At 44.3% G+C, this 15,565-nt stretch carries 11 protein-coding genes and 1 tRNA gene; 10 read left to right on the forward strand and 2 right to left on the reverse strand.

Annotation, left to right across the window (positions count from 1 at the left end):
* The 5 genes from ACESTK_RS11990 (at position 1) to ACESTK_RS12010 (ending at position 5,531) form a co-directional block, all read left to right on the forward strand.
* Positions 1-921 carry a glycosyltransferase family 2 protein gene (locus tag ACESTK_RS11990; RefSeq protein ID WP_373119831.1) on the forward strand — a complete coding sequence of 307 codons (921 nt, stop codon included), beginning with the start codon at positions 1-3 and terminating at the stop codon, positions 919-921.
* A gap of 216 nt (positions 922-1,137) precedes the next feature.
* Positions 1,138-2,823: a S1C family serine protease gene (locus ACESTK_RS11995; RefSeq protein ID WP_373119833.1), complete on the forward strand. Its 1,686-nt coding sequence runs from the start codon at positions 1,138-1,140 to the stop codon at positions 2,821-2,823.
* A gap of 164 nt (positions 2,824-2,987) precedes the next feature.
* Positions 2,988-4,421 carry an ATP-dependent Clp protease ATP-binding subunit ClpX gene (gene clpX / locus ACESTK_RS12000; RefSeq protein WP_118579648.1) on the forward strand — a complete coding sequence of 478 codons (1,434 nt, stop codon included), beginning with the start codon at positions 2,988-2,990 and terminating at the stop codon, positions 4,419-4,421.
* 107 nt (positions 4,422-4,528) lie between these two features.
* Positions 4,529-5,053 carry a zinc ribbon domain-containing protein gene (locus ACESTK_RS12005; protein WP_373119834.1) on the forward strand — a complete coding sequence of 175 codons (525 nt, stop codon included), beginning with the start codon at positions 4,529-4,531 and terminating at the stop codon, positions 5,051-5,053.
* Positions 5,054-5,066: 13 nt separating this feature from the next.
* Positions 5,067-5,531 carry a signal peptidase II gene (locus ACESTK_RS12010; protein ID WP_195590138.1) on the forward strand — a complete coding sequence of 155 codons (465 nt, stop codon included), beginning with the start codon at positions 5,067-5,069 and terminating at the stop codon, positions 5,529-5,531.
* A gap of 37 nt (positions 5,532-5,568) precedes the next feature.
* Here ACESTK_RS12010 and ACESTK_RS12015 read toward each other — a convergent pair whose 3' ends face one another.
* Positions 5,569-5,817, reverse strand: coding sequence for a helix-turn-helix domain-containing protein (locus ACESTK_RS12015; RefSeq protein ID WP_118579639.1), 249 nt, complete (start codon positions 5,815-5,817; stop codon positions 5,569-5,571).
* Positions 5,818-6,084: 267 nt separating this feature from the next.
* Here ACESTK_RS12015 and ACESTK_RS12020 point away from each other — a divergent pair.
* The 5 genes from ACESTK_RS12020 to glpK all read left to right on the forward strand — a co-directional run bounded on the left by ACESTK_RS12020 (position 6,085) and on the right by glpK (position 14,153).
* A tRNA-Leu gene (locus ACESTK_RS12020) sits at positions 6,085-6,168 on the forward strand.
* A gap of 236 nt (positions 6,169-6,404) precedes the next feature.
* On the forward strand, positions 6,405-7,481 hold the full coding sequence (locus tag ACESTK_RS12025; RefSeq protein ID WP_118584285.1) for a carbamoyl phosphate synthase small subunit: 1,077 nt from the start codon (positions 6,405-6,407) through the stop codon (positions 7,479-7,481).
* Positions 7,481-10,696, forward strand: a complete 3,216-nt coding sequence (gene carB, locus ACESTK_RS12030) for a carbamoyl-phosphate synthase large subunit (protein WP_373119835.1) — start codon at positions 7,481-7,483, stop codon at positions 10,694-10,696. Before ACESTK_RS12025 ends, carB begins: the two co-directional genes overlap by 1 nt.
* Before the next feature lie 301 nt (positions 10,697-10,997).
* Positions 10,998-11,900: an undecaprenyl-diphosphate phosphatase gene (locus ACESTK_RS12035; protein ID WP_373119836.1), complete on the forward strand. Its 903-nt coding sequence runs from the start codon at positions 10,998-11,000 to the stop codon at positions 11,898-11,900.
* 744 nt (positions 11,901-12,644) lie between these two features.
* On the forward strand, positions 12,645-14,153 hold the full coding sequence (gene glpK / locus ACESTK_RS12040; RefSeq protein WP_373119838.1) for a glycerol kinase GlpK: 1,509 nt from the start codon (positions 12,645-12,647) through the stop codon (positions 14,151-14,153).
* Between the two features lie 293 nt (positions 14,154-14,446).
* Here the strand turns inward: glpK and ACESTK_RS12045 are convergent, their stop codons facing one another.
* Positions 14,447-15,529: a CdaR family transcriptional regulator gene (locus ACESTK_RS12045; protein ID WP_173735058.1), complete on the reverse strand. Its 1,083-nt coding sequence runs from the start codon at positions 15,527-15,529 to the stop codon at positions 14,447-14,449.
* Positions 15,530-15,565: the final 36 nt, after the last annotated feature.

Below are 15,565 nucleotides of genomic sequence, written 5' to 3' on the forward strand. Positions count from 1 at the left end.
ATGGAAACAGTTGACGTAATTATTCCTGCATACCGTCCGGGAAAAGAATTTGAGAAGTTGTTGGATTCTCTTTCCACACAGAATTATCCAGTGGAAAAAATTCTTGTTATGAATACAGAAGAGAAATTCTGGAACACGGCCTGGGAGAAAAAATTTCCAAAAGTGAACGTGGTACATTTAAAAAAGGCGGATTTTGACCACGGTGGAACCAGATGCCGGGGAGCAAGACTGTCTGATTCAGATATTATGGTATTTATGACTCAGGATGCAGTTCCGGCAGACAGAAATCTGATAGGAAATCTGATCCGTCCACTGCAGGCAAATTCCAAAGTTGGAGCGGCCTACGCAAGACAGCTGGCGCGGGAGGACTGTGCTTATCTGGAAAAATACACCAGAAGATTTAATTATCCGGAAACTTCTTCTATAAAATGGGAAAAAGATACTGGCACATATGGAATAAAAACTTATTTTTGCTCCAATGTGTGTGCAGCTTATAAGAAAAGTATTTATGAGGAAATTGGCGGTTTTGTAAAAAAAGCTATCTTTAATGAAGATATGATCTATGCAGGAACTATGGCAAAGCGGGGATATGGAATTGCCTATGCCGCAGATGCCTGTGTGATCCATTCACACAATTATTCATGCAGACAGCAATTTCACCGAAATTTTGATCTGGGTGTTTCCCAGGCAGATCATCCGGAGATTTTTGAGGGAGTACCGTCAGAGGGAGAGGGACTTCGCCTTGTAAAAAAGAGCCTGGCTTATCTTATAAAAACAGGGCATATATGGCTGGTTCCAAAGCTGGCAGGGCAAAGTGGCTTCAAATATATGGGATATTTTCTTGGGAAAAGATATAAAAAGCTGCCGAAAAAGGTGATTCTGTTTTGTACTATGAACCGTGAATATTGGAAAAACGAGTAACTGTTCAGTGTTTTTACAGTTATGCACTTCGTGAACAGGGACTGTGGCTATGAAAGGTGACACTTTTTTTCGTGTCACCTTTTCTTAATGAATCTATCACATTTTCAACACAATTGCTTGCTAAACTTGTATCATAAATAAAAGAAAATGTTACAGAATGCTGCAAATTCCAACGTGAACAGCAGCACTGTTTATGAACATAGAAGGGAGCAGAAAATGAGTGATGAATGGAATTGGGGACAGGAGCCAGAGAAAACGGATGGCAGCTTCCAACAGCCAGAGAATACAGATGAATCCGGATCGGCTGCATCGGATCAGACAGCGGCCCCCGAAGATGAATTGAATGAAAATGTAACTTATCATTACAAATATACCAGCAGCAGAAATTCAGATGGTGCAGGAAGCACAGACAATGGAAATTATTACGCTTCCAGCAACAATTCAGATACTTCCGGAAATTCATCCAAAGACAGCGGTTTTGAGTCCCAATCTTCGGAACCCAGATATGCGCATTATCAGGTTGATGAACAGGAGAAGAAGCCTGAGGAAAAAAAGAAAGGAAGACATCACAGACTTCATAATGATAAGGCAGCATCTTCCGGTTTTGGAAGGAAAGCAGGAAATACTATTACGCTGGCTGTGATTTTTGGTCTGGTGGCAGGTCTGGTATTTCAGGCAGTGAATATGGTGTCGGATAAATATTTTAAGAAAGAAACTCAGACTGCAGTAGGGTCTGCAGAGACACTTACTTCTTCAGCATCTGCCAGTACCACGGCAGAAGAAAGCACAGATGCAGGCGAAGGCATCAATGCAGAAATCGTAGCAAATGAAAAAGGTCCCGTTGCAGGGGTTGCCCAGGCTGCAATGCCCTCAGTCGTGGCAATCACTTCAGTAAGTATGCAGGAAATTCGCAGCTTTTTCGGCTATGGAATGGAATATCCCAGCACAGGAAGCGGTTCTGGTATTATTGTCGGAGAGAATGATGACGAACTTCTCATTGCTACCAACAATCATGTAGTGGAGGGCGCCACTACACTGAGTGTCTGCTTTATCGGAAGTGATGTGGTAAGTGCAGAACAGGAAACTGAGAATTATGTAAATGGAAATGGAGACTTGAATATTGATGGTGCAGTTTCCGCAAAGATAAAAGGAACTGACGAGGATACAGACCTTGCAGTGATTGCAGTTGAAAAAAGTGACATTCCGGAAGAAACCATGAGTCAGATCAAAATTGCCCAGCTTGGCAATTCGGATGATCTTGCTGTTGGTGAGCAGGTGGTTGCCATTGGTAATGCACTTGGTTATGGTCAGACTGTAACATCTGGCTGGGTAAGTGCCCTGGATCGCACTGTTCAGTCCGATTCCAATACTTATGAGGAGCTGATCCAAACAGATGCAGCAATCAATCCTGGCAACAGTGGTGGTGCCCTTTTAAATATGCAGGGAGAATTGATTGGAATTAACTGTGCCAAAATTGCATCAAGCAGTATAGAGGGAACCGGATATGCCATTCCGATTTCCAAGGCACAGCCCATTCTGGAAGAACTTATGAATCGTAAGACAAGGGATAAAGTTTCAGATGAGTCACAGATTGGCTATCTGGGAGTTAAATTCGCCGATCTTTCCAGAGAAGCAATCCAGATGTATAATATGCCATCTGGTGCATTTGTTATGGATGTGTATCCGGGAGAGGCAGCAGATAATGCCGGAATCCAGAAAAGTGATATTATTACCAAGCTGGATGGCCAGAAGGTTTCAAGTAAGGCTGATATCAACGATAAGCTTCAGTATTATTCAGCTGGTGAAGAAATCGAAATTGAGGTGGCACGGTTAAATAACGGAGAGTATGAGGAATCGACAGTAACTGTTACATTGAGTGCAAGACCGGATGGTAATCAGTAATATGCAAGGGGAGCTGATAAGGCTCCCCTTTTCACATTTTATAAAAAGTTAATTTCTAAATCAGAGAAAAGTATGGTACAATAAGAAAACAAAAATGATTTTTACATAAGATAGGAAAGACTGCTGGTTAGCCTGATAACAGCAGCAGGAAAGGAAATAATTATATGACTGAACATTTTGACGATGAAAAAGACGAAATCATCGATGGCGATATAACAGAGAAGAACGATGATCACGAAGATGACAGCGATTATGAGAAATTCTGTTTTCTCTGTCATCGTCCGGAGAGCCAGGCAGGCAAAATGATCGAGCTTCCTAACAATATACATATCTGTAATGATTGTATGCAGAAAAGCTTTGACACCATGACCCAGCAGATGAATAACGGACTGAATCTGAACGATCTTCTTAATATGCCTAATGTGAGTATGATTAATCTTGGCAGTATTCAGGATGCAATTCCTCGTCCGAAGAAAGTAAAGAAGAAAAAAGAAGATGCCAGGCCAGAGATTGATCTTAAGAAGATCCCGGCACCACATAAGATCAAGGCAAGCCTTGACGAATATGTAATTGGTCAGGAGAGAGCCAAGAAAGTAATGTCTGTTGCTGTCTATAATCATTATAAGCGTGTGGCTACAGACACTATGGATGAGATTGAGATAGAGAAGTCCAATATGCTGATGATCGGACCTACCGGATGCGGAAAGACCTACCTGGTAAAAACTCTTGCCAGACTTCTGGACGTGCCGCTGGCTATTGCAGATGCTACTTCTCTTACAGAGGCAGGCTATATTGGTGACGATATTGAGAGTGTGATCTCCAAGCTTCTTGCTGCAGCAGATAATGATGTGGAGAAAGCAGAGCATGGAATTGTCTTTATTGATGAGATTGACAAGCTGGCCAAGAAAAAGAACACCAATCAGCGTGATGTAAGCGGTGAAGCGGTTCAGCAGGGACTTTTGAAGCTTCTGGAGGGAAGCGAGGTAGAGGTGCCGGTCGGAGCCAACAGCAAAAATGCCATGGTTCCTATGGTAACGGTAAATACCAGAAATATTCTGTTTATCTGTGGAGGGGCATTCCCGGATCTGGAGAATATTATCAAGGAGAGACTGAATAAGCAGGCATCTATCGGCTTTTACGCAGACCTGAAGGACAAATATGACAATGATCCACATATTCTGGAGAAGGTAACAGTAGATGATATCCGTGCATTTGGCATGATTCCGGAATTTATAGGACGTCTGCCGATTATATATACACTGGACGGACTGAATGAGGATATGTTAGTGCAGATCCTGAAGGAACCGAAGAATGCAATTTTGAAACAGTATCAGAAGCTCCTTGCCCTGGATGAGGTGAAGCTGGATTATGAGGAGGATGCGCTTCACGCGATTGCGGCCAAGGCACTGGAGAAGCATACTGGAGCCAGAGGTCTTCGCGCCATTCTGGAGGAATATATGCTGGATATCATGTATGAGATTCCGAAAGATGACAGTATTGGACAGGTGATCATTACCAGAGAATATATTGAAGGTACAGGCGGTCCGAGAATCCTGCTTCGCGGACAGGAAATTCCCCTGATCGGGATGGCTCAGTAGACAGGGAAACAGGTGTTTCATCACTTTGCAGCTGTTCAGGAGACAGCTTTTAGCCGTAAAAGTACTGAATAGTTACAACACTTTTTATATGTAAAGGAGATGGTATTATGGCACGCGATTTTTTTGACGAGTTAAGTGACACAATTACAAGGACAACCAAGGATCTTGGAAAAAAAGCCGGTCAGCTTTATGAGGCGCAGAAGATCAGAAGCAAGATTTCCAGTGAAGAGCAGATGGTACAGAAACTGAAAGCAGACATTGGAAATGTGATCTTTGAAAAGTACAAAGAAGGTGCAGAAGTAGAAGAAGCTCTTAAAGGGTTCTGCGAAGAGATTGAGCAGCATCTGGATATTATTGACGGATATAAGAATGCAGCAGCGGAGATGAAGGGACGGAAAATCTGTCCGGCATGTGGAAAATCTGTAGACAGAAGTGTCTCCTTTTGTCCATATTGTGGCTCTGTATGCCCGACTCCGGAACCGGAGAAAGCTGAGGGTGATGTGGTGGACACTGAGACTGCAGAACCTGTAGAAGAGACAGAAGAGAAGCAGGCAGAGAATGAGGCAGGTACAGAGGAAGAAAAGGTCTCAACAGAAACTGAGAAAAGTGGTCAGGATTTTCCAGGTAAATAAGGAGGCTGCATTTATGCTTTCGCTAACAATTGCCGGCGGAATTTTTCTGTTGGATTATAAGATAAAAGAACATATTGACAGTACCCGCCTTCAGGGAAGCAAAGAAGAAGTACTGGGAGGCAGACTGCTCCTTCGGAACTGTCACAATAAAGATAAGATTCTTGGTAAGGTAAAAATCGGCAGGGAGAATTGCCAGGAGCTTGCAGCAGCCGGTATGGGCTGTGTGGCAGGGGAATACTGGCACCAGCTTCTCCACGGCGGAAATAAGCTTAGCAGAGTCGGTCTTGCCATGATCCTGGGTGGTGGAATGTCCAACTACACAGACCGTCGAAATAAAGGATATGTTACAGATTATGTGAGCCTGAATGTGAAGAAAAAAGAAATTCGTAAGATCGTATTTAATCTGTCTGACGTATGTATTGCTGCAGGTACCATTCTGTGGGCAGCAGGAAATTTATTTTCATATAGGAAAAAATAATCTGAGACAGAAAACAAAAGACACCTGGCACAGTGCGCTAGGTGTCTTTTGTTTTTCTGGAGAGCAGTGAGGGAGGATAAGGCTGCTTTGTATCTGTGCGTTCCAGCAGATAATCTACACTTACATTATAGAAGTCTGCAATTTTGCATAAGACATCAGGAGGGATGATTCTTTCCCCTCGTTCATAACGCGAGTAGGTACGCTGGATCACATTGAGATAGTGAGCCATGTATTTCTGTGTCAGATCATGATCTTCCCGCAGCTCTCTGATTCTTTTGTACGTCATATTTCATTTCTCTGGTGTAAAAGTATAAATAGTATCAGCCGCCAGCCACAGGTGGATAACGGTTGATTTCATTATAAATTGCGGTTCCCTTGGAATAGTTAAAAAGACCAAAATGGACTAAGAACAAATCTATGCCGGAATCCTAAAAGATACAAAAATATATTTTTTAAATTTTTCAAATTTTTTTGAAAATTAGTGTTGACATTTGATTGAATGTGTTGTATTATAATCAAGCAGTCGCGAGAGAGCGATTGAAACATAAGAAATGCAGGAGTGGCGGAATTGGCAGACGCGCAGGCTTCAGGTGCCTGTGGTCGCAAGATCGTGTGGGTTCAAGTCCCATCTCCTGCATTATTTTTTTCTTTTGTTACGAATACCAGAGTTGCGTATAAGGTTGGCTGTGAGGCGCAGGATGTCTCTTTTAATTCAGACTCGGATCCAGTAGCTTTTTTCTGTTGTGCAATTTTTTTAAGCACAACAGAATTTTTTTTTGCTCATATTTTGTTGAAAAAAGCATTTTGCTATGATACAATCTTGAAGATTTAGGATAAAATAAGAAAGAAAATGATATAAGAAAGGGAGATTGTATGAAAGCATTTCTGATATTAGAAGATGGCCATGTATTTACAGGAACCAGCATTGGTTCTGCAAGGGAAGTCATCAGCGAGATTGTTTTTAATACTTCCATGACCGGTTATCTGGAAGTAATGACAGACCCGTCTTACGCAGGACAGGCGGTATGCATGACCTATCCATTAATAGGAAATTACGGAATCTGTTATGATGACCAGGAATCCACCAGACCGTGGATCGACGCATTTATCGTACGTGAATTATCCCGTGTTCCAAGCAATTTCAGAAGCGTTGACACCATTCAGCATTTCTTGACCAAGCATGATATTCCTGGAATCGCAGGAATCGACACCAGAGCTCTTACCAAGATCCTCCGTGAGAAAGGTACCATGAACGGTATGATCACAGTGGATGAAAATTATGACTTAAACGCAATTCTCCCCAAGTTAAAAGCATATACAACTGGTAAAGTAGTGGAAAAAGTAACCTGCCGTGAGAAAGAAATCCTTCCTGGAAATGGTCCGAAGGTAGCCCTCATGGATTTTGGTGCGAAACGTAATATTGCCCGTTCCCTGAATAAGCGCGGATGTCAGGTAACTATTTACCCGGCTCTTACACCGGCCGAGGAGATCCTTGGAGATCATCCGGACGGAATCATGCTCAGCAATGGCCCTGGAGACCCGAAAGAATGCACTTCTATTATTAAAGAAGTAAAGAAACTTTACGATTCCGATGTTCCGATTTTTGCAATCTGTCTTGGACATCAGCTGATGGCACTTGCAACAGGCGGAGATACCTATAAGATGAAATATGGTCACCGCGGTGGAAACCATCCGGTAAAAGACCTTACAACAGGCAGAGTTTACATCTCTTCCCAGAATCATGGCTACGTAGTAGATGCCAAGGACCTTGAGGAGAAAAATATTGCTCATCCTGCATTTGTGAACGTAAATGACGGAACAAACGAAGGAATGGCATACGTTGGAAAGAATATTTTCACTGTACAGTTCCATCCGGAGGCATGCCCGGGACCGCAGGATTCCAGTTACCTGTTTGACAGATTTATGGATATGATGGGAGGAAATAAATAATGCCAAGAAATAAAGACATTAAAAAAGTACTTGTTATTGGTTCAGGTCCGATCATCATCGGCCAGGCAGCAGAGTTTGACTACGCAGGAACACAGGCCTGCCGTTCCCTGAAAGAAGAAGGTCTGGAGGTTGTTCTTCTGAACTCCAATCCGGCTACAATCATGACAGATAAAGATATTGCAGACCGTGTTTACATTGAGCCTCTTACCGTAGAAGTGGTAGAGCAGCTGATCCTGAAAGAGAAGCCAGACAGCGTTCTTCCTACCCTGGGCGGTCAGGCAGGTCTGAACCTTGCCATGGAGCTGGATGAGAAAGGCTTCCTGAAAGAACATAATGTAAGACTGATCGGTACTACAGCCCAGACCATTAAGAAAGCTGAAGATCGTCAGGAATTTAAGGATACCATGGAGAAAATCGGCGAGCCGGTTGCAGCTTCCAAGGTTGTTACCACGGTGGAGGATGGTCTTGCATTTACCAATACCATTGGCTATCCGGTTGTTCTTCGTCCTGCTTACACCCTTGGCGGAAGCGGCGGCGGAATTGCCCACAATGAATACGAGCTTCGTGAGATCCTGGAGAATGGTCTTCGTCTTTCCCGTGTTGGAGAGGTTCTGGTAGAGCGCTGTATCGCAGGCTGGAAAGAAATCGAGTATGAGGTAATGCGTGACAGTACAGGAAACTGCATCACTGTCTGCAACATGGAGAACATTGACCCGGTTGGTGTCCACACAGGAGACTCCATCGTAGTTGCTCCGTCCCAGACTCTTGGAGACAAAGAGTACCAGATGCTTCGTACCTCTGCCCTGAACATTATCACAGAGCTTGGAATCACAGGCGGATGTAACGTTCAGTACGCACTGAAACCAGACAGCTTCGAATACTGTGTTATTGAGGTTAACCCTCGTGTAAGCCGTTCCTCTGCACTTGCAAGTAAGGCAACTGGTTACCCGATCGCGAAGGTTGCAGCGAAGATCGCACTTGGATATACACTGGATGAGATCCCGAATGCTATCACTGGAAAAACATACGCAAGTTTCGAGCCGATGCTTGACTACTGTGTCGTTAAGATCCCGAGACTTCCATTTGATAAATTTATCACAGCTAAGAGAACCCTTACCACTCAGATGAAAGCTACTGGTGAGGTTATGAGTATCTGCCATAACTTTGAGGGTGCTCTTATGAAAGCAATCCGTTCCCTGGAGCAGCATGTGGACAGCCTTATGTCCTATGATTTTACCCAGCTTACAGACGAGGAGCTACTTGCAGAGCTGGCAATCGTAGATGACCGCAGAATCTGGAAGATTGCAGAGGCAATCCGCCGTGGTATGCCGCAGTCCATGCTTCATGACATTACTCAGATTGATATCTGGTTCATTGATAAGCTGGCAATCCTGGTTGGAATGGAAAATGCCCTGAAGAACAGAAAACTTACCAAAGAGCTTCTTCTGGAAGCAAAACGCATGGAGTTCCCGGACTACATCATTGCCCGTCTTACAGGCAAAACAGAAGAAGAAATCAAAGATCTTCGTGCAGATTATGGTATCAAGGCTGCTTATAAAATGGTAGATACCTGTGCAGCAGAGTTTGCTGCTGCCACTCCGTATTACTATTCTGTATATGGCGATGAAGGAACAGAGAATGAAGCAATTGCCACACCGGATAAGAAAAAGATCCTGGTACTTGGCTCCGGCCCGATCCGTATTGGACAGGGTATTGAGTTTGACTTCTGCTCTGTACACTGTACCTGGGCTTTTGCAAAAGAAGGATATGAAACTATCATTATCAACAACAACCCAGAGACAGTTAGTACAGACTTCGATATTGCAGACAAGCTGTATTTCGAGCCTCTTACACCGGAAGATGTTGAGAATATTGTAAATATTGAGAAACCGGACGGAGCTGTTGTACAGTTCGGTGGACAGACCGCCATCAAGCTGACAGAAGCCCTTACCAAGATGGGCGTGAAGATCCTTGGAACATCTGCTGAGAATGTAGATGCTGCAGAGGACCGTGAGCTGTTCGACGAAATCCTGGAGAAATGTCAGATTCCGAGACCGAAGGGACACACTGTATTTACCGCGGAAGAGGCGAAGAAAGCAGCAAATGAGCTGGGCTATCCGGTTCTGGTTCGTCCTTCCTACGTACTTGGTGGACAGGGTATGAGAATTGCTGTAAGCGATGAGGATGTGGAAGAGTACATTGGTGTGATCAACCAGATCGCACAGGAGCATCCGATCCTTGTTGATAAATACCTGATGGGAAAAGAAATCGAGGTTGATGCCGTTTGCGATGGCGAGGACATTCTGATTCCTGGTATTATGGAGCACATTGAGCGTGCCGGAATCCACTCTGGTGACAGTATTTCCGTATATCCGGCAAGAACCATCAGCGAGAAAGCCAAAGAGACTATTGCAGAGTACACCAGACGTCTTGCAAGAGCACTTCATGTAGTGGGTATGATCAATATCCAGTTCATCGTTCTTGGGGATGATGTATATGTAATCGAGGTTAATCCACGTTCCAGCCGTACCGTACCTTACATCAGCAAAGTTACCGGAATCCCGATCGTACCGCTGGCAACCAAGGTAATCCTTGGATACAAACTGAAAGATATGGGCTATGAGCCTGGTCTTCAGCCAGAGGCAAAACACATTGCCATCAAGATGCCGGTATTCTCCTTCGAGAAGATCCGCGGCGCTGATATCAGCCTTGGACCGGAGATGAAATCTACCGGTGAGTGCCTTGGTATTGCAGAGACCTTCAATGAGGCTCTTTACAAAGCATTCCTTGGAGCTGGAATCCGTCTGCCGAAGTATAAGAACATGATTATGACTGTAAGACCGGAAGAGCAGGAGGACGCTGTACCGATCGCTAAGAGATTTGAGGCACTTGGATACCGTATCTATGCCACAAGAGGAACAGCCAATACTCTGAAAGAGCATGGTGTTAAGGTGATCCGTACCAACAAGCTGGAGCAGCCTGCACCGAACCTTATGGACTTGATTCTTGGTCATAAGATTGATGTGGTTATTGATATCCCATCTCAGGGTGTTGAGCATCAGAAGGATGGTTTCGTGATCAGACGTAATGCTATTGAGACGGGAGTAAACGTTCTTACCAGCCTCGATACTGCAGAGGCTCTGGTAACAAGTCTGGAAAACACAGATGCTAACAAGCTGAGCCTGATTGATATTGCGACTATTGCAAGAAGGTAATAAACACGCTCTAAGATATTAAACAAAGGTTACTGTTCACTCCGTTCACAGTAACGCGCTTCGCGATGCACAGAAATCATGCATTCGCATGATTTCGCGCCGCAATTCTCGGGTTTTCTGTGAACTTTGTTCACAAAAAACGCCTCGCGGAACGTTACCAGTGAACAGTAACAAACAAAGGCTAAATTTTGCGAAAAATGCAAAATACAAGTTTACGAAAGCAAAGTTGTGTAATATACTAAAGAGGACGGAGAAGTTCAGGTCTCCGTCCTCATTTTGTTGAAGTTAGAAAGGGGTAGAAATGGATATTATCGAACTTTTAAAGGTAATTTTCCTGGGTATTGTTGAGGGAATTACTGAGTGGCTCCCTATCAGCAGCACCGGGCATATGATCCTGGTTGATGAATTTATTCATCTGAATGTTTCACAGGATTTTATGGACGTATTTCTGGTTGTGATCCAGCTTGGAGCCATCCTTGCAGTTGTTGTTTTGTATTGGAATAAGCTGTGGCCTTTTTACATAAAGAAGCTTCCAAGAAGAACCCAGATGGCTATTGCGAAGAAGCCCAAATGGGCACAGGTGATCCTGAATTTTGTGGAGCGCTTCTGCGATAAAGAGAAATGGATGCTGTGGTTTAAGATTGTGGTAGCATGTCTGCCGACCATTGTGATCGCACTTCCGTTTGATGATTTCATTGAAGAACATTTTAATAACTATGTGGTTGTTGCCATTGCACTGATCGTCTACGGTGTTCTGTTTATTATTGTGGAAAACTATAATAAAGGCAGAGAGCCGCAGTGCACAAGTCTGGAAGATTTATCTTTCAAGACGGCGTTTCTCATCGGCTGTTTTCAGGTGCTTTCCGTTATTCCAGGAACATCCAGATCTGGTTCTACCATCATTGGAGGAATCCTGGTTGGTACTTCCCGTACCGTTGCAGCTGAGTTCACCTTCTTCCTTGGAATCCCGGTTATGTTCGGAGCCAGCCTTCTGAAGATTGTGAAATTCGGTTTTGGATTTACCGGTACAGAGGTGCTGATCCTGGTGATCGGTATGGTGGTAGCGTTTGTAGTTTCTATCCTGGCAATCAAGTTCCTGATGGGCTATATCAAGAAACATGATTTCAAGGCATTTGGATGGTACAGAATCGTACTTGGTGCGCTGGTTTTGGTTTACTTTATTGGTAAGACTTTACTGGCATAAATTACATATAAGAAATTTCGGCGTCAGCCTGCAGGGGAAAATTTGCAGGTTGGCGTTTTTGCTATTTAATGTGTTGGTCGTTATCCCGGACGCGATTTCACAATGTATATTCACCGCCGCGCGTCGCAACGTTCCGGCAAGCTAATGACTAACTACGACTAAGACGCTCAGGAGAGCCTTCGCGCCTAAGTCTCCGTAAGTCATGGATCTCGCCTCCACTAAAACCGCTCCTGAAATGCGCGGCTTGCGAATATACATTGCAAAATCGCTGGTTACTGGAAAGGGAAGAAAGAAACAGTAACGACAACAACGGGGGTGGGGGGAAGTAGTTGGTATCCCGCAACTATATTGTTTTTTCTAATCTATCGTTGTCAAGAAAGTATAGGGAAACCAATCACTCCCCCTCCCCCTTCGTTAAAAGTTCTTACTAACCAGCAAGTCCCAGCCAGTACACAGCATTTGGGCAATGTGTATTACTCCAGCGAGCCATTTCAGGCGCGCTCTTAGCGTAAGCGAAATCCAGCGCTTACGAAGACTTATGCGTGAGGGCTCTCCCGAACGCATTAGTCGCAGTTAGCGATTAGTTCGCTGGAGCGTTGCGCCGGCGAGTGAGTAATACACATTGTCCAAATGCGTCCCTACTGAAGAACTTTTCAACACATTAAATAACAAGTTAAGGTATTTTCTTGTATGTGAAAATAGGCTATAATATAAATAATTCAAGCAAAGTAAACGAGGTGTACTATGGGAAAATATATAATGGCATTGGACCAGGGAACTACCAGTTCCAGATGTATTTTATTTGATAAAAAGGGAAATATGTGCAGCGTAGCACAGAAAGAGTACAAACAGTATTACCCGAAGCCAGGCTGGGTGGAACATGATCCGAAGGAAATCTGGTCCTCCCAGATTTCAGTGGCTACAGAAGCCATGAGTAAGATCAGTGTAGATGCAGAGGATATTCACGCTATCGGAATCACGAATCAGCGAGAGACTACGATTGTGTGGGATAAGAAGACAGGAGAGCCGGTTTATCCGGCAATTGTATGGCAGTGCCGCAGAACAGCTGATATGATTGAGAAGATGGAAAAAGACGGCATGTCAGAGTTGGTTCGAAAGAAAACCGGTCTGATTCCGGACGCCTATTTTTCCGGAACGAAACTGAAATGGATCCTGGATCATGTAGAAGGTGCCAGAGAGCGTGCGAAGAATGGGGAACTTCTCTTTGGAACAGTAGATACCTGGCTGATCTGGAAATTGACAAAAGGGAAAGTTCATGTGACGGATTACACCAACGCTTCCAGAACCATGCTTTTTGACATCCATGAGAGAAAATGGGATAAAGAGATTCTGGAATACCTGGATATCCCAGAGTGCATGCTGCCGGAAGTGAAGCCAAGCAGTTGTATTTATGGTTATACCAATGAGAACCTGATTGGGGGCAGAATCCCAATTGCCGGGGCGGCAGGAGACCAGCAGGCAGCTCTTTTCGGACAGTGTTGCTTTGAGTCAGGTGATGTAAAGAATACATATGGTACCGGCTGCTTTATGCTTATGCATACAGGAGATAAGGCAGTAGAGTCAAAGAACGGACTTCTTACCACCATTGCAGTGAAAGCAGACGGAACACCGGGATATGCCCTGGAGGGAAGTGTTTTCGTGGCAGGTGCTGCTATTCAGTGGCTGAGAGACGAAGTGGGAATTCTGGAGAGTTCCCCGGATTCTGAGAAATATTGTCTGTCAGTGCCGGACACAAACGGCGTATACGTGGTTCCTGCGTTCACAGGTCTCGGTGCACCATACTGGGATCAGTATGCAAGAGGCGCTATCCTTGGTCTTACCAGAGGCGCAGGAAAATCTCATCTGGTGCGTGCCACGGTAGAGTCCCTGGCCTATCAGGTACACGACGTTCTGGAAGCCATGGAGAAGGATTCTGGCATTGATCTCAGCGCCCTCCGCGTAGACGGTGGCGCCAGCGCCAATAACTTCCTCATGCAGTTCCAGGCTGACCTTCTCGACACTCAGGTAGTCCGCCCTAGCTGCATCGAAACCACCGCCCTTGGCGCCTCTTATCTTGCAGGGCTCGCCACCGGTTTCTGGAAAGACGCCTCCGAAGTAAAAAGCAACTGGCAGATCGGCCGTCAGTTCACCCCACAGATGACAGAAGAGGAGCGTAAGAAGAAGCTGAAAGGGTGGAAGAAGGCTGTGAAGTGTACGTTTGAGTGGGCGAAGGATGAAGAAGAATATAAGTAAAAAATGCCACATAATCAGGAATTTATTTTTACACTTTACAATAAACGTGTGATTTAAAATCCACTTTAACATGTATAATAAAGAAAATAGATCTGACCATAGAGCAATTTCAGGTTTCCCAGAATCTCCTTTCTGCTCTATGGACAGTCTTTCAAGAAAGTAGCATTTACTTTGATCAAGACAGTTACTTTGAATAGGAATCAGCAGCTGACAGAAGAACAGAGTCGGCAAATTGAAAAAGCCACTAAAAGAGAAATTGTTAAGTTAAAAATGATTGTTTAAGAGGGGGAATTTTATTCTGCTTTCTTATACTTAATATAATTCACCACCATCATCGCTAACTTAAACGTTAACGCATCCTCAAAGGTTCGGATATCCAGCCCGAATTTTTTCTGCAGCTTTTCGAAGCGGTACACCAGTGTATTTCGGTGTACGTAAAGCTGTCTGGAGGTTTCGGAAAGATTCAGGTTGTTTTCGAAGAAGGTGCGGATGGTAGCGAGTGTTTCGTCATCAATAGAATCCAGAGTTTCTTCTTTGAAAAACTCATCGATAAACATCTCGCAGATCTCCACCGGCAGCTGATAGATCAGGCGACCGATTCCAAGACGGTTATATCCAAACACATTCTTGCCAGTATAGAAAATCTTGCCCACTTCTAAGGCAGTACGTGCTTCCTTGTAAGCATCCGGGAGCTGCTTCAGGTCATCTGCAATATTGCTGTAGGAAACCCAGGCGGAAGTCATGGCCTCTGTATTCAGCATGTCCACCAGCATATGGGCAATATCATCCAGATCGGAATAATCCTCAGAAGGCTGGAGTTCACGGAGAATAATAATTCCGGAATCGTCTATAGCAGTAATAAAATCTCTTGTCTTAGCTGCAAAAATATTACGGATGGTAGCCAGGGCATTTTCGTCCTTGCTCTGTTTGGTCTCCACCAGGAAAACAGCACGCCGTACAGTGGTTGTGATATGAAGCTTTTTCGCACGGTTAAAAGCGTCTACCTCAGAGTAGGAGCCAAGGAGAAGATTCTGCATAAATACGTTTTTGTCGCTCTTTTCCATGTAAGCGGTAAGCAGGCTCTCAATCTGGCAGACTGCCAGTTCCCCGATAGTGGAAGCGGCCTCCGCATTTCCCCATACGATCAGGACATATTGAAGCTGGTGACTCTCTGTCACTTTATACAGCCGGCAGTTCATATTGGAAATACACAGCACCTCATCTTCCTTAAATTCTTCCAGTTTCTCTTCGGAAGGAAGGGCTCTATCGCAGGTGCTGATATAAATGGTGTTATCTAAATTTACAAGGCAGAAATCCAGATGACTGATATTCTTCCAGTCTTCCAGACATTTCTGGAGAATCTGAAGTAATTTCATAGGTGTGCTCCTTTAGTAGAAAAGTAATAAAGTTTG

The organism is Ruminococcus sp. Marseille-P328 (assembly GCF_964249465.1).
In the GTDB taxonomy this organism is placed as follows: domain Bacteria; phylum Bacillota; class Clostridia; order Lachnospirales; family Lachnospiraceae; genus Blautia_A; species Blautia_A faecis.

Coding starts and splice junctions, on each gene's coding strand:
- ACESTK_RS12045 (WP_173735058.1), bottom strand. CDS start 15,529: ATGAAATTACTTCAGATTCTCCAGAAATGTCTGGAAGACTGGAAGAAT.
- ACESTK_RS11990 (WP_373119831.1), top strand. CDS start 1: ATGGAAACAGTTGACGTAATTATTCCTGCATACCGTCCGGGAAAAGAA.
- ACESTK_RS11995 (WP_373119833.1), top strand. CDS start 1,138: ATGAGTGATGAATGGAATTGGGGACAGGAGCCAGAGAAAACGGATGGC.
- clpX (WP_118579648.1), top strand. CDS start 2,988: ATGACTGAACATTTTGACGATGAAAAAGACGAAATCATCGATGGCGAT.
- ACESTK_RS12035 (WP_373119836.1), top strand. CDS start 10,998: ATGGATATTATCGAACTTTTAAAGGTAATTTTCCTGGGTATTGTTGAG.
- ACESTK_RS12005 (WP_373119834.1), top strand. CDS start 4,529: ATGGCACGCGATTTTTTTGACGAGTTAAGTGACACAATTACAAGGACA.
- carB (WP_373119835.1), top strand. CDS start 7,481: ATGCCAAGAAATAAAGACATTAAAAAAGTACTTGTTATTGGTTCAGGT.
- ACESTK_RS12025 (WP_118584285.1), top strand. CDS start 6,405: ATGAAAGCATTTCTGATATTAGAAGATGGCCATGTATTTACAGGAACC.
- glpK (WP_373119838.1), top strand. CDS start 12,645: ATGGGAAAATATATAATGGCATTGGACCAGGGAACTACCAGTTCCAGA.
- ACESTK_RS12010 (WP_195590138.1), top strand. CDS start 5,067: ATGCTTTCGCTAACAATTGCCGGCGGAATTTTTCTGTTGGATTATAAG.
- ACESTK_RS12015 (WP_118579639.1), bottom strand. CDS start 5,817: ATGACGTACAAAAGAATCAGAGAGCTGCGGGAAGATCATGATCTGACA.